Origin of the sequence: Hydrogenophaga sp. OTU3427, from assembly GCF_038440225.1 — a bacterium.
Taxonomy (GTDB): Bacteria; Pseudomonadota; Gammaproteobacteria; order Burkholderiales; family Burkholderiaceae_C; genus Hydrogenophaga.
Window position 1 is genome coordinate 17,284 of record NZ_JASATI010000032.1, and the last position, 18,027, is coordinate 35,310.

General features: G+C 68.3%; 17 protein-coding genes and 1 tRNA gene. 1 reads left to right on the forward strand and 17 read right to left on the reverse strand.

All coding sequences use genetic code 11. From position 1 onward, the window contains the following. Positions 1-95: 95 nt before the first annotated feature. A complete protein-coding gene (gene glmU, locus AAHB17_RS17090) occupies positions 96-1,493 on the reverse strand; it encodes a bifunctional UDP-N-acetylglucosamine diphosphorylase/glucosamine-1-phosphate N-acetyltransferase GlmU (RefSeq protein ID WP_342131846.1) in 1,398 nt (465 codons plus the stop codon). Between glmU and AAHB17_RS17095 the strand changes: the two genes are divergently transcribed. Then, positions 1,492-2,379, forward strand: coding sequence for a DUF6279 family lipoprotein (locus tag AAHB17_RS17095; protein ID WP_342131848.1), 888 nt, complete (start codon positions 1,492-1,494; stop codon positions 2,377-2,379). The genes glmU and AAHB17_RS17095 overlap by 2 nt on opposite strands. 15 nt (positions 2,380-2,394) lie before the next feature. Here AAHB17_RS17095 and AAHB17_RS17100 read toward each other — a convergent pair whose 3' ends face one another. The 16 genes from AAHB17_RS17100 to rpsK form a co-directional block, all read right to left on the reverse strand. Beyond that, the gene (locus tag AAHB17_RS17100) at positions 2,395-3,219 is read right to left on the reverse strand and encodes a substrate-binding periplasmic protein (RefSeq protein ID WP_342131850.1); all 825 of its coding nucleotides are present in this window, start codon (positions 3,217-3,219) and stop codon (positions 2,395-2,397) included. Between the two features lie 19 nt (positions 3,220-3,238). Then, entirely contained in the window at positions 3,239-5,824 is a 2,586-nt protein-coding gene (locus AAHB17_RS17105; protein WP_342131851.1) for a bifunctional diguanylate cyclase/phosphodiesterase, read from the reverse strand. Positions 5,825-6,049: 225 nt separating this feature from the next. Next, entirely contained in the window at positions 6,050-7,186 is a 1,137-nt protein-coding gene (locus AAHB17_RS17110; protein ID WP_342131852.1) for an MBL fold metallo-hydrolase, read from the reverse strand. Positions 7,187-7,258: 72 nt separating this feature from the next. After that, a complete protein-coding gene (locus AAHB17_RS17115; protein WP_342131853.1) occupies positions 7,259-8,227 on the reverse strand; it encodes a succinylglutamate desuccinylase/aspartoacylase domain-containing protein in 969 nt (322 codons plus the stop codon). Then, complete coding sequence (locus AAHB17_RS17120; RefSeq protein WP_342131854.1) at positions 8,224-9,222, reverse strand: Bug family tripartite tricarboxylate transporter substrate binding protein; 999 nt, start codon at positions 9,220-9,222, stop codon at positions 8,224-8,226. The genes AAHB17_RS17115 and AAHB17_RS17120 overlap by 4 nt, the downstream gene beginning before the upstream one ends. A 107-nt stretch (positions 9,223-9,329) precedes the next feature. Continuing rightward, on the reverse strand, positions 9,330-10,223 hold the full coding sequence (locus AAHB17_RS17125; protein WP_342131855.1) for a LysR family transcriptional regulator: 894 nt from the start codon (positions 10,221-10,223) through the stop codon (positions 9,330-9,332). Next, positions 10,204-12,441, reverse strand: coding sequence for an ATP-dependent DNA helicase DinG (dinG, locus tag AAHB17_RS17130; RefSeq protein ID WP_342131856.1), 2,238 nt, complete (start codon positions 12,439-12,441; stop codon positions 10,204-10,206). Before dinG ends, AAHB17_RS17125 begins: the two co-directional genes overlap by 20 nt. A gap of 44 nt (positions 12,442-12,485) precedes the next feature. Continuing rightward, on the reverse strand, positions 12,486-12,851 hold the full coding sequence (locus AAHB17_RS17135) for a hypothetical protein (protein ID WP_342131857.1): 366 nt from the start codon (positions 12,849-12,851) through the stop codon (positions 12,486-12,488). Then, positions 12,848-13,216, reverse strand: coding sequence for a glutaredoxin domain-containing protein (locus AAHB17_RS17140; RefSeq protein ID WP_342131858.1), 369 nt, complete (start codon positions 13,214-13,216; stop codon positions 12,848-12,850). Before AAHB17_RS17140 ends, AAHB17_RS17135 begins: the two co-directional genes overlap by 4 nt. Positions 13,217-13,594: 378 nt before the next feature. Further along, a complete protein-coding gene (locus AAHB17_RS17145) occupies positions 13,595-14,227 on the reverse strand; it encodes a glutathione S-transferase family protein (RefSeq protein WP_342131859.1) in 633 nt (210 codons plus the stop codon). Beyond that, positions 14,224-15,108: a glutathione-dependent disulfide-bond oxidoreductase gene (gene yghU / locus AAHB17_RS17150; RefSeq protein WP_342131860.1), complete on the reverse strand. Its 885-nt coding sequence runs from the start codon at positions 15,106-15,108 to the stop codon at positions 14,224-14,226. The genes AAHB17_RS17145 and yghU overlap by 4 nt, the downstream gene beginning before the upstream one ends. 96 nt (positions 15,109-15,204) lie before the next feature. Then, positions 15,205-15,281: transfer RNA gene (locus AAHB17_RS17155), tRNA-Met, on the reverse strand. Between the two features lie 23 nt (positions 15,282-15,304). After that, on the reverse strand, positions 15,305-15,697 hold the full coding sequence (rplQ, locus tag AAHB17_RS17160; RefSeq protein ID WP_342131861.1) for a 50S ribosomal protein L17: 393 nt from the start codon (positions 15,695-15,697) through the stop codon (positions 15,305-15,307). 85 nt (positions 15,698-15,782) lie between these two features. Continuing rightward, entirely contained in the window at positions 15,783-16,769 is a 987-nt protein-coding gene (locus tag AAHB17_RS17165; protein ID WP_342131862.1) for a DNA-directed RNA polymerase subunit alpha, read from the reverse strand. A gap of 94 nt (positions 16,770-16,863) precedes the next feature. Beyond that, the gene (gene rpsD, locus AAHB17_RS17170; RefSeq protein WP_342131863.1) at positions 16,864-17,487 is read right to left on the reverse strand and encodes a 30S ribosomal protein S4; all 624 of its coding nucleotides are present in this window, start codon (positions 17,485-17,487) and stop codon (positions 16,864-16,866) included. Between the two features lie 132 nt (positions 17,488-17,619). Then, positions 17,620-18,024, reverse strand: a complete 405-nt coding sequence (gene rpsK / locus AAHB17_RS17175) for a 30S ribosomal protein S11 (protein WP_342131865.1) — start codon at positions 18,022-18,024, stop codon at positions 17,620-17,622. Between the last annotated feature and the right edge of the window lie 3 nt (positions 18,025-18,027).

The window sequence follows — 18,027 nt, forward strand, 5'->3', positions numbered from 1 at the left end:
GGCGACACCTGCGGGCCGGCCGAGCCGGGCCCACGGTGTCCCCGGCGGGGTCACAAGGCGCCACCGGACCACGCGCCGGAGACGCAAACAAAAAATCAGCCGGCCTTCTTCGTAGGGCGTTGCCAGTTGGCGATGCTGACCTGCTTGCCGCGCGCCACGCTCAGGGCGCCGGGGGGCGTGTCCTTGGTGATGGTGGAGCCGCCGCCCACGGTGCCGCCAGCGCCCAGCGTGACCGGCGCCACCAGCACGCAGTTGCTGCCCACGTGGACGTCGGCCTCGATCACGGTGCGGTGTTTGTGGGCGCCGTCGTAGTTGGCGGTGATGCTGCCGGCGCCAAAGTTGACGCGTTCGCCCACGGTTGCGTCGCCCAGGTAGGCCAGGTGGTTGGCCTTGGCGCCGGCGGCCAGGCTGCTGTTTTTCACTTCCACGAAGTTGCCGATGTGCACCTCGGCCCCCAGCCGCGCGCCGGGGCGCAGCCGCGCAAACGGCCCCACCAGCGCACCCGGCCCCACGGTGACGCCGGCCTTCTCGCCGTCGATGTGGGTGAAGGGGTGGATCACGGCGCCGGCCTCGATCACCGCGTTGGCGATCACGCAGTGGGCGCCGATGCGCACGCGCTCGCCCAGCACCACCCGGCCTTCGAACACGCAGTTGACGTCGATCTCCACGTCGCCGCCACAGACCAGCTCGCCGCGCACGTCGAAACGCGCCGGATCGGCCAGGCGCACGCCGTCCGACATGAAGCGGTCGGCCAGCCGGCGCTGGAAGGCGCGCTCCAGCTCGGCCAGCTGCGCCGGGCTGTTGACGCCGGCCACCTGCACGGCGTCGTCGATGCGGTGGGCCTTGACGCCTCGGCCGTCGGCCACGGCAAACTTCACCACGTCGGTCAGGTAGTACTCGCCCTGGGCATTCTTGTTGTCCAGGCGCGCCAGCCAGCCGCGCAGCAGGCGCGTGGGCACGGCCATGATGCCGCTGTAGATCTCGCCGATGGCGCGCTGGGCTTCGCTGGCGTCCTTGTGTTCGACGATGGCGGTGACATCACCCCCCGCGTTGCGCACGATGCGGCCGTAACCGGTCGGGTCGGGCATGTCCAGCGTCAGCAGGGCCAGGTGCTGGCCATCACAGGTGTCCAGCAGGGCACTCAGGGTGTCGGGCTGGGTCAGCGGCACGTCGCCCGACAGCACCAGGGTGACGCCGTCATCGGCCAGCAGCGGCACGGCCTGCAACACCGCGTGCCCGGTGCCGAGCTGCGGCTCCTGGCGCACAAAGCGCAGCGGCAGATCGGGCACGGCCTGGGCCAGTGCGGGCTCCACCTGGTCGGCGCCGTGGCCGGTGATGACCACCGCCTGGCGCGCCGATAACCGCGCGGCACAGTCGAGCACGTGCACGGCCAGCGCGCGCCCGCCCAAACGGTGCAACACTTTGGGCAAGGCGCTTTTCATGCGCGTGCCCTTGCCGGCCGCCATCACCACCACATCCACACGCTGGCTCATGAACACTCCAATCGATGCCGCCCGAACCGGTGCGCCGGGCTTGTCGCTTCGGATTATCGGCGCGCTGGTGCTGACCCTGCTGCTGCAGGCCTGCAGCATGGCCACGCTGGGTTACAACCGCGCGAGCGGCCTGGCCTACTGGTGGCTGGACGGGCTGGTGGACCTGCAGGACGCCCAGAGCGTGCAGGTGCGCGCCGACCTCGATCAGCTCCACCAATGGCACCGCCGCCAGGCCCTGCCGCGTTACGCCGAGCTGCTGCGCAGCTGGGAGGCGCTGGCGCTGCGCGACATCGGCCCCGACCAAGCCTGCGAACAGTTTGAGCTGGCGCGCGGCCTGCTGCTGGAAACCCTGCCGCGCAGCGTGGCGCCGCTGGCGGCGCTGGCACAGACCTTGTCGCCAGACCAGTTGACGCACCTGAAGCGGCAATACGCCAAGGACAACCAGAAGTTCCAGGACGAGTACATCGATGCGCCGCGGCAGGGCCTGGACCTGCGGGTCAAGCGCATGACCGAGCGCATGGAGATGTTCTACGGCCGGCTCGACACGGAACAGCGCCGCCAACTGCGCGAGCAGATGGGGCGCGGCAACTTCGATGCCCGGCGTGTGCTGGCCGAACGCGAACGCCGACAGGCGGACATCCTGGCCACCGTCGGCAGCGTGCGTGCGGCGCCCGCGCAGGCCCAGGCGCTGGTGCAGGCGGTGATGGGGCGCAGCGTCGAATCACCCCAGGCCGACTACCGCGCGCTGTCGCGCCAATGGATACGCGAGGGCTGCGCCCAGTTCGCGGCCCTGCACAACAGCACCAGCCCCGTTCAGCGCGAAGCGGCAGCCAAGGCGCTGCGCGGCTACCGGGACGACATGCTGCTGCTGGCGCGGCAGGACTGATGCCAGCCCACGGCTTCAGGGCTTGTGGGACGCCACGATCCGCTGCACCGTGCCATCGGCCCACATGCGGGCCAGGGCCTGGTCCAGCGCCTGGCGCGCGGGCGCCAGGTGCGGGGCCTGGTTGAACGCGAGGTAGAAGGGCTGGTAGGCCAGCGGCGGTTCCGCCGCCTGGATCAGGTGGCTGTTGCCCGTGACCCGCAGCGCGTGCTGGCCGATGAGCTTGGGCGCCATCGCCACCTGCCCGCGCCCACCCGCCAGCATACGCATCACCAGCGCGTAGTTGGCGGCCTCGTGCACCGTCACCTGCCGGTTGGCGATGGCCTGGTCCAGTTGGGCGGCGGTCAGCGCACCGGCCAGCTTGATGAGGTCCAGCCCGTGGATGGCGGTGACGTCGCCACGCCAGCGCACCGCCGCGTCGTTGCGGAAGAACAGGCTTTGCTCCGAGACAAAAATGGGTTGGTCGCCAAAGGCCAGTTCCGCTTCGCGCTGGGGTGAGCGGATGGTGGGAATGAGGGCATCGACACGCTGGTCACGCACCTCGGCGTAGGCACGCGCCCAGGGCATGATGTCGATGCGCGGCTCGTAGCCGGCCTGCCGCACGGCGGCGGTGACGATCTCCACCACCAGGCCCTGCACACCCGCGGGGCCGGCCGTGATCAGCGGCGGCACCTCCAGCCCGACGATGCGCAAGGTGGGACGCGGCGCCACCGGCGCCGGCATCTGTGCCTGCGCCAGCCCACCGGCCAGCACCAGCAGCCAGCCCGTGAGCCACCGCGGCGCCCAGGCTCGGAACCCACCGCCGCTCGGACGGCACCCGCCCAGGTTGTCGTGTTCTGTCATGGCATGCCCCTCACCCTGATCAAGCTGACGGTGCCGCGGCCTGAAGCGGGCGGTGCTCGGCGTACCAACGCTCGAAATCCGCGGCCGCCATCGGCCGACCAAAACAATAGCCCTGCAGGCGGGTGACGCCCAGCCGCTCCAAGGCGTCCGCGATGTCACACGACTCCACCCCTTCGGCGATGGTGTCCAGCCCCATGACCTCGGCGATCTTGATGATGGTGTCGATCATCGAGGCGCCGATGGGCGTGTGGATGCGGCGCACGAAGGAGATGTCGATCTTCAACTCGCGCAGTGGCATGTCGTGCAGTTGGGACAAGGACGCATAGCCGGTGCCGAAGTCGTCCAGCGCCAACTGGAAGCCGGCCTGGCTGAGTTCGGCCAGCCGCTGGGACGCGTCGTCCACGTCCAGCAAGGCCACGCTTTCGGTGATCTCCAGCACCAGGGCCGCCGGCGGCACGCCGTGGACCGCCAGCGAGGCCAGCAGCTGCGCGGTGAAGTCCTGGCGGTAGAGCTGCCGGCTCGAGACATTGATCGAGGCCTTGATGTCCATGCCACGGGCCCGCCACCGCCCCAGTTGGGCGACCGCCTGCTCCCAGATCGAGTGCCCCAGCTCATGGATCAGGCCGGCCTCCTCGGCCAGGGGGATGAAGACCGCGGGGCTGACCCACCCCAGCTCCTCGTCGTGCCAGCGGGCGAGCACCTCGACCATGTCGCATTCGCGCGTGCCGCTGCGCACGATGGGCTGCATCCAGGCTTCGATGTCGCCCCGCTCCACCGCCTTCATCAGGCGCTGGCGCACCCGCGCGTGGTGGCGCTGCTCCTGGCGGCCACGCAGCTCCTCGGCCCACATGATCTGGTTGCGGCCCTGTGATTTGGCCACGCCCTTGGCCTGCTCGGCCGCCAGCATCAGATCGTCCGGCGTGGCGCCATCGTCGGGGTACAGCGCCACGCCCACGCTGGTGGTCAGCGTGATGTGCTCGTCCATCAGCCCATAGTCGCGCTTGAGGCACTGGTGCAGGTTTTCCACCCGGGCCGCCAGGTCGGTGGTGGAGGCAACGTGGGGCAGCAGCAGTGTGAACTCGTCGCCGCCCCAGCGGGCCACGGTTTCGTCGCCATGTGCATGGGCCTTGAGGCGCTTGCTGAACTCGATCAGCAGTTTGTCGCCGGCCTTGTGCCCATGGGCGTCGTTGACGCTCTTGAAGTTGTCGATGTCCACCGACACCAGCGCCAGCCGCTGCTGCTTGTTCCGGCAGGACTTGAGCGCGATCTTGAGGCGATCGCCCAGCAGCGAGCGGTTGGGCAGCGAGGTCAACGGATCGTGCAACGCCATGTGCGCGATGGTGATGTCGAAGTCCTGGTTCTTGGTGACATCCTGCAGGACGCCCACATACCCCACCACCTGGCCCAGCAGGTCGTGGCGAGGCAGCACGCGGAATTCGATCCAGGCGTGCTGGCGCACGTTGTCGCTGAAGAGGAAACGCAGCGTCTGCACGCCTTCTTCACCACCATCGAAGCTGCGCACGATGTCCAGCAGGCGCGCGGTGTCCTCCTCGCGCAGCAGCAGGGATGCGATGTCCTTGCCCAGGATGTCGCCCACGCCGGGCAAGAACCGCTGCCAACCGTCAGACGCCTTGACGATGTGGCGCCGGGCGTCCAGCTCGACCACGACCTCCTCCAGCATGGACATCGTGCGCAAGTGGTTCTGCTGATCGGCCAGCTGCCCTTGCAGGGCATCGTTGAGCGAGCGCAGCTGCGCCACCAGCGACTGGATTTCATCGTGGGCGAATTTCGCCACGTGGTCCAGCATGTCGACCTCGTCGTCGAACACCGGCTTGATCGCGCCCCGGCTTTGGGCCTCGGGCCACCTGTCCTTCACCATGCCGCCGATGTTGCGGACCACCACGCCCAGGCGCGAGGCCACGTACTTCTGCAGGACGGCCAGCATGATGACCACCATCAGCAAGGTCTTGAGGAAGTTGCTCAGCAGCATCACCACGGCGTCGTGCAGCAGCTTGTCGTAGACATCGTCCAGGCTGGCGTACACCTCCAGCGTGCCGATGGAGCGGTTCGCGCCCTGCACCTCGTGGCGCAGGTCGAACACGCGGCGCAGCATGTTGTGGCTGGCCTGCCCCTCGGCGGCCTCGGCCAGCACCACGCCCGCGTGGTCGCGCACGCGGATGCGCTTGAGGTTGGACTGGCTGCCCAAGGCCTGGGCGCTGAGCTGCAGATGCTCGACGTTGAGCTCCCACAGCTGTTTGGTGATGCCAGGCACAAAGGGCTCGATGCGGTCGAAGCTGTGGTCGATGGAGCTTCGCAGGTGCCGGTACTCCATCGCCAACTGCACACCGGTGATGAGCAGCGTGATGCAGGAGCTGGCGAGCACGATGAGCAGCACCAGACGGCGCGCCAGGCGCTGGCGGATCGCGAACCGGGGGGTCGCCGGGGTGGCGGCGGTGGCACCCGTGGGTGGTGCCGACGCCGTCAGGGCATCGGCGGGCGGGCGGCGGGCAGGTGCCCAGCCTGGCGAGACAGGGTCAACGTGGAACCACCAACGCGCGCGCTGCAGCCACGACCCCGTCACCCCATGAAGAGGTTGGTCGAACATGTGAACACTCCCGCAGGTTCACGTGCTCAATTCAAAGAAGGATGTGGCCGCCGATGGGGCGTGCGCCCCCGGACCATGGCACTGTGTGTGGTTCATGACAACTCCCTGACCTTTTTATTTTGGTTCGCGAATTTTAGAGGCGCGCCCAAAAAATTAACAGTGCTTTTGCAATCTTTCCGACGAATTGCAAACCATTGCCGGCCAGGGCACGCCTGCGGGGACGCCTTACACGGCGGCGCGCAGGCGGTACCAGCGCACGCCGTCGGCATCGGTCTCGCACACCGCCTCGCCCAGCGCGAGCAGGCCGTTGAGGTGGGCCAGGCTCTCGCCCGTGGCCATGCCCAGCAGGTCGCCGGTGCTGCCGATGGGACGGGCGAACAGGGCGCCAAAGACATCGATGGCCCGCTTGGGCGACTCGGCCAGGCTGCGGCGCAGGCGCTCCAGGCCACGGTCGTGCCCATGGGCCAGACGGTCCAGCCGCGCGTGCAGGCCACGGAAGGGCTCGCCGTGCGCGGGCAGCACCAGCAGCCCATCGCTCAGCGTGGCGCGCAGCCGGGCGATGCTTTCTATCCATTCGCCCAGCGGGTTGGCGTCGGGCTCGGTGGGGAACACGCTGACGTTGGACGAGATGCGGGGCAGCACCTGATCGCCCGAGATCATCACGCCCAGGTCCTCGCAGACGAAACACGCGTGCTCGGGCGAGTGGCCACGGCCGACGACCACGCGCCAGTCGTGGGCGCCGATGCGCAGGGTCTCGCCTTCGCTCAGGCGGCGAAAGCCGTCGGGCATGGCGTGCATGTATTTGCTGTAGCCACCGAAACGGGTGCGGTAGACGTCCAGCGCCTCTTCGCTCCAGCCGGTCTGACGGTAGAAGCGGATGGCCTCCTCGGGCGCCTCGCGGCCGGTGTCGGCCACCAGGGTCCGGCAGGTCAGGTACTCGAGGCGGGTCATCCACAGCCGGCACTGGAACTTGCGTGTCAGCCAGCCGGCCATGCCCACGTGGTCGGGGTGCATGTGGGTGCACATCACGCGGGTGATGCGCGCGCCCTGGGGCGTGGCGGCCAGCGGCCCGTCGGGCGCGATCAGCTGCCGCCAGGCCGCCAGGGTTTCGGGGGTTTTGGTGCCGGTGTCGACGATGGCCCAGCCCGGGCCTTGTTCGTCCTCGTCGGCCAGGGCCCACAGGTTGATGTGGTTGAGCGTGAAGGGCAGCGGCATGCGCAGCCACAAGACGCCGGGCGCCACCTCGCGCACCTCGCCGGGGGCCGGTGGCTCGCCACAGGGGTAGGTCAATGCGGCAGCGGCCGAGGCGGCGTCGGAAACGGGCTCGTCGGGACGGCCGTCGGGGGAGGGACGATCGGTCATGCGCCCATTGTGCCGTGGCGCCGCGCGGCTGTCCGTCCCGGGACGGACAGCGCCCGGGTCAGAGCGGTCGGTTCAAAGCGGTCGGCGGCGGGCGAAACGCACCACCGTGACGCCGGCGCGCGCCTGGCGCACCGAGGGCATCACCAGCACGCAGTCGTCGTAGGGCGTGGTGACGGGCTCGCCGTCGTTGTCGCCGATCACGGTGCCTGCCTGCGCGATGCACTCCAGGCCCTGGAAGGGCTGGTTGAAACGGAAACCCGCGCTGCGCGCGACCACCGGACCTGTGACCTCCAGCGCCCACTGGCGATCGGCGGTCGGCAGGGCCCAGCCGGGCAAGGTCGCATCCACCGTGGCCTGCGGCAACACACCAGAGGCCGCGAGGAAACGCGCGCACATGTCCTGCGCCACCGCGCGGCTGCGTGGGTCGCCATGGAAGCCACACTCGACCAGCAGCGAGGCGGTGTCGGGCGCCTGGGTGTCGGGCCAGCCGAAACGGCCGAAGTCGCGCATGCGCACACCGTCCTGGTGGCCTGCGTCCACCACGATGTGCGCCGGGTTGGCCAGCCGGCGCGCCAGGACCTGGTTGCGCGGCTGCAGGCCGGTCAGCAGCAGCGGCTCGCCGCGCTCGTGCATGGAGTGGATGTCGAGCAGCCAGTCGGCCTGCTCGACCCAGGGCCGCAGCTCGGCAGCCCGGCGCCGCTCCTGGGTGTTGCCGGCGGCGATGCGCTCGGGCAGCCACTGGCGGTTCAGGTCCTCGTCGACGAAGCGCGAGGCGTCGTGGTGGGCCGGGTCGAAACGGTCGAAGGCGGCCAGGTTGGCCAGCACCAGCGTGAGCCGGCCCTGCGCGGGGCGCACACCGGCCTCGAGCAGGCCCTGGATGGCCCAGGCGCCACACAGCTCGTTGCCGTGCACCAGGGCGCTGACCATCACGTGGCGACCGGGCTGGCCGGAATCGAAGTGCCACACGCCTTCCACACCGGTGTTGCCGACACGCCAGGCCCCGAGTTCGGGCCGCTGCAATTCAAACGTCAGCGTGTTCATTCGCGGATCTTGGCAAAGTCAACGATCTTCTGGTACTTGGCGGTTTCCTCGCGCAGGAAGCGGTTCATCTCCACGTTGAGCGGCGCGATGGACGAGCCCGAGGCCTCCAGCTTCTTGCGCAGATCGGGCGACTGCAGCGCCTCGGCCAGGGCCTTCTTGAGTTTGGCCAGCACCGGCTCGGGCAGCTTGCCCGGCCCCATGAGCACGAACCAGGAGCTGATGTCGGTGTTCTTGAGTGCCGGGTGTTCGGCCAGCGCGGGGATGTCGGGCGTGACCTGCGAACGCTTCTTCTCGGTGGTGCCCAGGGCCACCACCTTGCCGCTGCGGATGTGGGGCAGGCCGCTGGACAGCACGAAGACACCGAATTCGACGTTGCTGCCCAGCAGGTCGTTGGTCAGCGGCGCCACGCCCCGGTAGGGGATGTGGGTCATGAACAGGCCGGACTGCTCCTTGACCATTTCACCGGCCAGGTGCAGGGCCGTGCCCACGCCCGAACTGCCGTAGCTGAAACGACCCGGGCTGGACTTGACCAGCTTGATGAATTCGTCGGTGCTCTTGACGCCGGTCTTCTGCGAGGCCACCAGCACCATGGGCTGGGAAGCGATCAGGCCGATGGGCGTGAAGTCCTGCCACTGGTATTTGACGGTGGGCGAGACCAGGCGGTTGATGGCCACCTCGTTGTTGGCGCCCACCAGCAGGGTGTAGCCGTCGGGCGCGGCAGCAAGCACTTTTTGCGCGCCGATCGCGCCACCGGCGCCACCGATGTTCTCCACCACCACGGTGGCCCCCAGCGCCTTGCCCAGCTCGGTGGCGACCACACGGCCGGTCAGGTCGGTGCTGCCCCCGGGCGGGTAACCCACCACCACGGTGATGGGTCGGGACGGGTAGGTGTCGGTCTGGGCCAGGGCGCCGCCGCTGGCCGCGCTCCACGCCAGGGCCGCCAGGGCCAGGTGGGTCAGCGCGTGCGCCGCGCTTTTGAAAGGGGTTCGGGTCATGTACGCTCCATGGGCGATCCGGTGGGAAGCCCCGATTGTGGGAACTGTCGGCCCAATCTCGGTGCTTTTTGAGCACAAACATGTGCCGATTGGGCACAACCGATGTGTCAGACGCCTGGTGTGCCGGCCCACACGACCTCGGCGGTCTCACTCAGGCGGCGGCGCAGGCGCACCAGCCTCACCTCGAAAGGGATTTCCATGGCGCGGTCCCAGCAAGGCGCCAGTTGCCCCTGCTGGCAGGCCTGCGACGCCAGGGACCAGGGCAACCAGCACACGCCCAGGCCCTTGATGGCGTACTCCAGCAGCGCGTCGGCCGAATCGCACTCCAGCACCTTGTTCAAGCGCACCGGCGCCGGTTGCTGCTGCAGGTGATCGCGCACCAGGCCCGACAGGGCCAGGCTGGGCGCGTAGGCCAGGTAGGGCATGGGCAGTGCGGCGGCGCGGGCGCTGCGGGCCGGCGCATGCAGCTGCCGGCGCGCCAACGGCACCAGGCGGTCGTGTTGCAGCGTCTTCTGCATAAAACCACGCCCCTGCGGCCGTTCGGCGATCGATGGGTGGTGGTAGACCACCAGCATGTCGGCCTCGCCCTGCTCCAGCCAGTTCAGCGTGTCGGCCAGGGCCCCGGTGCGCACACGCACCAGCGCCGGCTGGGCCAGCCGCCCGATGGCCAGCAACCAGTCGGCCATCCAGGTGCGCGCCAGCGTGCGCCCGGTGGCCAGGGTCAGGACGCGGTGCCGCTCGGTGTCGGCGCTGCGCAGGTCCTCGCGCAGGTCCATCAGGCCGCGCAGGCTTTCCTCGCCCTGGGCCAGCAGGCGCTGCCCGGCGGCGGTGAGCCGCACCGGCTTGCTGCTGCGGTCGATCAGGCCCACACCGGCCCAGGCCTCCAGCGCGCGCAGGCGCCGGCCAAAGGCGGGGTGGGTGACGTGGCGCAGCGCGGCGGCCCGCGACAGGCTGCCGGTGCGCGCCAGCGCGCTCAGGTCTTCAAACCACTTCAGATCCATGCGGGCTGGGCACGGTGGCCAGGGACGGGTGGCTCAGCGCCTGCTCGATGCTGTCGACCAACCCAAATGGCGGCAGGCCGGCCAGGATGCGGCGGCCGTAGGCGGTGCCGGTCAGGCGCTTGTCGTAGCAGACGATGGTGGCCTGATCGTCTTCGGTCCGGATGGCGCGGCCGGCCCACTGGCACAGGCGCATGGAGGTCTGGGGCACGACCAGCAGGCCGAAGGCGTCCTTGCCGGTGGACTTGAGCCATTCGGCCCGCGCCTCGCCCAGCGGGTCGGTGGGCGGCGCAAACGGCAGCTTGGCGATGAACAGCCATTCGCAGTAGGCGCCCGGCAGGTCCAGGCCTTCGCCGAAACTCTGCAGCCCGAAGACGATGGAGGCCTGCCCCGCGTCCACCCGCTGGCGGTGCTGCTCCAGCAACCGGGTGCGCGAGAGCTGGCCCTGCACCAGCACCTGGTCCTTGAGCGCGCTGGGCAGCGCGGCCAGCGCCGCGTTCATGTGGGCGCGCGAGGCGAACAGCACCAGCGCGCCCCGGCGCACGTGTTTCAGGTCGGCGACCAGCAGGGCGTTGGACTCGCGCTCGAAGGCGTCGCGCTGCTTGGGGTCGCTGGCGGTGGCGCGCACCACCAGCCGGCCCTGTCGCGCGTAGTCGAAGGGCGTCGGCACCGCCAGCGCCTGGGTTTCCTCCAGCGCGCCGAGGCCGGATTCGTGCAGAAAGAAGTCGAAGCTGCCACAGCTCTGCAGCGTGGCCGAGGTCACCACCACGCTGCGCGCGCGCGACCAGATGTGCTGCAGCAGCAGCGGCCCGGGGTGCAGCGGCGAGGCGTGAAAGGCCACCTCCACAAAGCCGTTGTGCTCGCGCGCCAACAGCCACAGGGCCTTGGGCACGGGGCCGGCCTCCAGCGCCAGCGTGGCCGCCTCCACACACTGGGTGACACGCGGCGCCAACACGCCGATGGCGCCGTAGAGGTCCTTGATGCGCTGGCGGTCGGTGGGCGACAACACGCCGCCGTCCTCCTCCTTGATCACCAGGGTCATCTCGCTGGACACGCGCGCCATCAGCTCGCTGAGCGTGCGGCCGTGGGCGTCCAGGCGGGCCAGAGCTTCGCGGAAGCCCTCAGGCAACACACCGTTCTCGAAACGAATGCTCACCTCCGTGCCTGGGTTCGCCTTCAGGTCCACCCGCTCGACCGCCTGCGCGTAAAGGCTTTGCAGCGTCATGTGGATGGGCCGGCACAGCTCGGCCACGTGCTCGGCGTCGCGCAGCTTGAGGATGCGGCAGGCCTTCTCCAGCCGCGAGGCCAGTTGGCCCACCCATTTCTGGCGCGTCAGGTCCATCACGGCGGCAAACTGGCCGGCCGCCACCTCGGGCAGGTTGTGCCCCTCGTCAAACACCACCAGGCTGTCGCTCAGGTCCGGCAGGAGCCGGGTGCTGACGGAGCTCAGCAGCAGGTCGTGGTTGACCACGATGACGTCGGCCTCGGCCACGCGCTTGCGGGCCTTGAAGTAGGGGCATTCGTGGAAATGGGGGCAACGCCGGTTGGTGCAGCTGTGGCGGTCGGCCGCCACCATGCCCCAGAGGCGGCCCTCGGGCGGGGTCGCCAGGCTGTCGTTGTCCCCGGCCCAATGGCCGGCCGCCAGTTGGGCGGCGATGTCGCGCAACTGGCCCAGTTCGACCACCCCTGGGCCATTGCCACCGCGTACCGGCGCGGCGGCACCACGCTCGGTCGCCTCGGCGGCAAACAGGTCGGCCTCCAGGTCGAGGTCGGAGCCGCTGCTGTCGCCCACGCCAATCAGGCGGTTGAGCTTGAGCGGGCAGAGGTAGCGGCCCCGGCCCTTGGCCAGCACCACGCGCACCGGGCGCTCGACGATGCCTGCGGCCAGCAGCGCGTCGGCGATCATGGGCAGGTCCTTGTTGACCAGCTGCTCCTGCAAGGAAACGGTGCCGGTGGAAATCAGCACCCGTGTCTGACGCTCCAGGGCGCAGACGATGGCCGGCACGCTGTAGGCCACGCTCTTGCCCACGCCGGTGCCGGCCTGGATGACCGCGATGGCGCGTTGGGGCAGGCCGTCGCCTTTGCCCAGGTCGCCCGAACTGAGGGTCTTGGCGACCGCGCGCGCCATCGCCACCTGGCCGGGCCGGGGGCGGAAGCCGGAATGGGCCTGGACAAACTGCTCGAAGGCGTCAAAGGCCAGGGTTTCGATCGGATGGGGCATGGGCAACAGCGGAAGGCGCGCGGCGCGACGGGCAAGGAGGGCGATTATTGGCGCTCTTCCTGCGCCTCCACCAACAGACGCAGCACGCTGCAGCCGCGGGTGGCGCCCACGGCCCGCACCCGCAGTGCCGGACCGGCCTCCAGCGTCAGTCGGCAGTGGTAGTCGAGGCCGTCGGTCTGCCCCGGATTGTGGCTGGGAATGCGCCGCGCCCACTGGCGCCGGCCATCGACCTCCACCACCAGCTCGTGCCAGGCACCCGCGGCGTCGGGCGGCACGCGCACGGTCAGGCTCACGTCGAGGTCGAACACGCGCTGGCGGTCCAGCGCGCCGGGGATATCGAGCACCGCGACGCTCTCGCTGCCGGCATCGCAGGCCCAGCGCTCCGCCGGGCTGTGCAGGGTCGGCTTCATGCGGCCAGCAGGCGAGCGAGTTCGCCGGAGGCGATCAGGCGCTGCAGATCCTGTGCGCCGCCCACCAGCGTGCCGCGCACGAACACCATGGGAAAAGTGGGCCAGCCGGTCCACATCTTGAGCGCATTTCGGCGGCGCCACTGCGAGATGTAGCTGCCGATCTCCAGGTATTCGTGGCCCAGACCGGCCCCGCCCAAGGCCTGGCGCGCGCGCCGCACAAAGGGGTTGCCGGCCATGCCCACCACCACCAGCGGGTGTTGGGCCACCAGGCCCTGGACCTGCTGCACAAGCGCCTGCTGGTGGGTGGCGAGGGTGGCGCGTATCGCCGGGTGGATGTGGGCTTCGTCGAGGATGGGGCGGGCCAAGGGGGGCTCCAGGAAACAGCGTCACCCGAGACTGTAGCGGCAAGCGCCGTCCGGCATGGGTCACCACCGGCCACGCCCGGTGTCTGGGGCTTGGCCCACAAAAGTAAGGGTTATTACTTAGATTTTTCACCCAAGCGGCGCCGGACAGCTACAGTTCGACCTAGGGTTTACCCTAAATGCGCCGACCACCCCCTCGGTGGGCGGCCCCGGCGGTGGTGTGGCCACAAGCCTCGCTGCCGTGATTCAACCCTTGATTGGAGAAGCCATGAGCTACCTGCAACACACCCTCAACCTGATCGCCGAAGTCCTGGCCGAAGTCACCCGCGAACGGCAGCAGCCGGGTCTGCGCGGCTCCTGAGTCGGTCCGCGCGCTGCGCGTCACAAGGCCATCGATGGCCGCTGCGCCATCGATGCCCGCCAACGCAAGAGGTGCGGGTGCCGCTCGTCGGGCCTGACCCGCACAATGCGGGCGAAATCGACCGCCACCACGGCGGTGATGTCCACCACGCTGAAGCGCTCGGTGGCCACAAAGTCGCGGCCCGCCAGCCGCTCGTTCAACAACACCAGGAACCGCTGCACGCGGGCCAGGCCGCGTTGCGCCAGTTCGGGAATCTGGTCGTAGTCCACCGGCCCGGGCAAGGCCCGCCGCGCCATGGCCGGGCTGCCGTTGCGCAAGGTCTCGGCGACCGCCAGCAGTCCTTCAAATTCCATGCGCCAGTTCCAGCTGGCGATCTCTGCCGCTTCGGCCGGCGTGCGGCCCAGCAGGGGCGGCTCCGGCCAGGCCGCTTCGGCGTAGGCGGTGATGGCGGCGTTGTCGGTCAGCACCAGGCCATCATCGGTGCGCAGGGCCGGCACGGTGCACTGCGGGTTGATGGCCCGAAAGGCCGCGCCCAGTTGCTCGCCCCGGGCCAGGTCCACCCACACCGTGTCGTGGGCCACGCCTTTTTCAGCCAGCAGGATGCGGGCACGGCGCGGACTGGGCGCGGTGGCGCAGTCGTAGAGCGTGATCATGGCGCGGGCTCCTGGGGCAGCAGCTTGTCCTGGGTGCGGGTGTCGAAGTCGCTGGCATCGTGGCGCTCGTGCAGCTGGCTGGCCGGCTGGCCCGAGGTGCGGTTGACCATGCGTCCACGCCTGACCGCCGGCCGCCGGGCAATCTCGTTGGTCCAGCGCAGCACGTGGGTGTAATCCTGCACCTGCAGAAACTCACCGGCCTCGTACAACTGCCCCTTGACCAGGGTGCCGTACCAGGGCCAGACCGCCATGTCGGCGATGCTGTAGTCGTCGCCCGCCAGGTAGGCACTCTGAGCCAGACGCTGGTCCAGCACGTCGAGCTGGCGTTTGACCTCCATCGCGTAGCGGTCGATGGCGTATTCGATCTTGGTCGGCGCATAGGCATAGAAATGCCCGAAGCCCCCGCCCAGGAACGGTGCGCTGCCCATCTGCCAGAACAGCCACGAGAGGCATTCGGCACGCGCGGCCGGCGCGGCGGGCACAAAGGCCCCGAACTTCTCTGCCAGGTAGAGCAGGATGGCCCCGGACTCGAACACCCTCACGGGCTGCGCGCCGCTGCGGTCCACCAGCGCCGGGATCTTGGAATTGGGATTGGCCGCCACAAAACCGCTGCCGAACTGTTCACCCTGGTGAATGCGGATGAGCCAGGCGTCGTACTCCGCTCCCACATGACCCGCAGCCAACAACTCCTCCAGCATCACGGTGACCTTGACGCCATTGGGCGTGCCCAGCGAGTACAGCTGCAATGGATGGCGCCCCACGGGCAGGGCGTGGTCGTGTGTGGCGCCAGCCGTGGCGCGGTTGATGTGGGCGAAACGGCCGCCGTTGCTGGGGTTTGGAACCCAGACCCTGGGCGGCGTGTAGGGCGGCAAGTCACTCATGCGGTGATTGTTGCCCAGTTCGGGAAAAGACCAGGTCACCCAAGCAAAACGCCCACATAAAGTGGGCGTTTGCTAAAGGCTGGAGCCTATGAAAAGTGGTTGCGCGGGCAAGATTTGAACTTGCGACCTTTGGGTTATGAGCCCAACGAGCTACCAGGCTGCTCCACCGCGCGACAAGCCTTAAAGTATAACCTATTTATTCGGCTGCGGACGCGTCAGCTGCTTTTTCTTCAGCGCGGTCCACCAGCTCGACCAGGGCCATGGGGGCATTGTCGCCCACACGGAAACCCATCTTCAGAATGCGGGTGTAGCCGCCCGGACGCGCGGCGAAACGCGGGCCCAGTTCGTTGAACAGCTTGACGACCACATCGCGGTCGCGCAGGCGGTCGAAGGCCAGGCGGCGGTTGGCGACGGTGGGCACCTTGGCCAGGGTGATCATGGGCTCGACCACGCGGCGCAGTTCCTTGGCCTTGGGGACCGTGGTCTTGATGACTTCGTGCGTGAGCAGCGAGTTCATCATGTTGCGCAGCATGGCGAGGCGGTGCTCGCTGGTGCGGTTGAGTTTGCGAAGGCCGTGTCCGTGACGCATAGTTGTATCCTTTCGATTTGAATTGCAGCGGCCGGATCAGGTACCGCTGGACGTCGTTTTTTTACGGGGAACCCAGTATTCTAAATCAGTGCTTGTCGAGGCCGGCCGGCGGCCAGTTCTCGAGCTTCATGCCCAGCGTGAGACCACGCGAGGCCAGCACTTCCTTGATTTCGTTGAGCGACTTGCGACCCAGGTTGGGGGTCTTGAGCAGCTCGTTCTCGGTGCGCTGGATCAGGTCACCGATGTAGTAGATGTTCTCTGCCTTGAGGCAGTTGGCGGAACGCACGGTGAGCTCGAGCTCGTCGACCGGGCGCAGCAGGATCGGATCGAACTGCTGCGAACGGCTCTGGGCCGGGGCATCGAAGCCTGCCAGGTCCACGCCTTCCAGCTGTGCGAACACGGCCAGCTGCTCGACCAGGATCTTGGCCGACGCGCGCACGGCTTCTTCGGGGCCGATGGCGCCGTTGGTCTCGATCTCCAGCACCAGCTTGTCCAAGTCGGTGCGCTGCTCGACGCGGGCGCTCTCGACGGTGTAGCTCACGCGCTTGATGGGCGAGAACGAAGCGTCCAGCACGATGCGGCCGATGGAGCGCGACGCCTCATCGCCACGGCGCAGGTTGCCGGGCACATAACCACGGCCTTTTTCGACCTTGATCTGCATGTCCAGCTTGGCGCCGGCCGACAAGGTGGCGATCAGGTGCTCGGGGTTGACGATCTCGACGTCGTGCGGCGTCTGGATGTCGGCCGCGGTGACCTGGCCTTCGCCGTCCTTGCGCAGGCTCAGCGTGACTTCGTCGCGGTTGTGCAACTTGAACACCACGCCCTTGAGGTTGAGCAGGATGTTGACCACGTCTTCCTGCACGCCATCGATGGACGAGTACTCGTGCACCACGCCAGCGATGGTGACTTCGGTCGGTGCGTGACCCGTCATCGACGACAGCAGCACGCGGCGCAGGGCGTTGCCCAGCGTATGGCCATAGCCACGCTCAAAAGGCTCCAGAGTGACCTTGGCGCGGTTGACACCGACCTGCTCGACGTTGATGGACTTGGGTTTCAGCAAATTGTTCAGCATTCAGACTTCCTTCAATACCCTCGGCTCGTTACACCGATAAGGCCGATGGAGCACAGAACCCCGGCGGCGGCACGGCCGCCACCGGGAGCGGGGATTAACGCGAGTAAAGTTCGACGACCAGCGACTCGTTGATGTCGGAGGCGAATTCGTCGCGGTCCGGGGTCTTCTTGAAGACGCCTTCGGCCTTGTCGACCGACACTTCGACCCATGCGGGGAAGCCGATCTGCTTGGCCAGCTCCAGCGCCTCGATCACGCGGGCCTGCTTCTTGGACTTCTCGCGCACAGCGATCACGTCACCGGCCTTGACCGAGTACGACGGGATGTTGACGCTCTTGCCGTTCACTTCGATCGCCTTGTGCGACACGATCTGACGGGCTTCGGCGCGGGTGGAGGCAAAACCCATGCGGAAGACGACGTTGTCCAGGCGCGATTCCAGCAGGAACAGCAGGTTGGCACCGGTGTTGCCACGGCGGCGGTCGGCTTCGGCGAAGTAGCGACGGAACTGGCGCTCGAGCACGCCGTAGGTGCGCTTGACCTTCTGCTTCTCGCGCAGCTGCACGCCGAAATCGGAGGTGCGCTGGCCCGAGGTGCGGCCGTGCTGGCCGGGCTTGCTGTCGAACTTGGCCTTGTCGCTGATGGAGCGGCGGGCGCTCTTGAGCAACAGGTCGGTGCCTTCACGGCGGGAGAGTTTGGCCTTGGGGCCGAGGTAACGTGCCACGGTGGTGTCCTTGAGTCTGCTGCGGGTCTACCGCAGGAGCCATGCCGAAGAATTCAGCTTGGCGGTGGGCTTAATGAAAAAGGGTTGCCGGCGTTTCCGCTGGCAACCGACGGAGATGAGCAAAAAGAGAAATCAGATGCGGCGACGCTTCTGGGGGCGGCAGCCGTTGTGCGGGACCGGCGTCACGTCAGAAATCGACACGATGCGGATGCCCAATGCGCCCAGGGCGCGCACCGACGACTCGCGGCCAGGACCGGGGCCCTTGATCTCGACGTCGAGGTTCTTGATGCCCTGTTCGATGGCGGCGCGGCCAGCGACTTCGGAAGCCACCTGGGCTGCGAAGGGCGTCGACTTGCGCGAACCCTTGAAGCCCTGACCACCCGACGAAGCCCACGACAGTGCGTTGCCCTGGCGGTCGGTGATGGTGATGATGGTGTTGTTGAACGATGCGTGCACGTGCGCGATACCGTCCGCGATGTTCTTGCGAACCTTCTTGCGGACGCGGGCGGATGCGGCGCTGTTGGGAGACTTAGCCATATA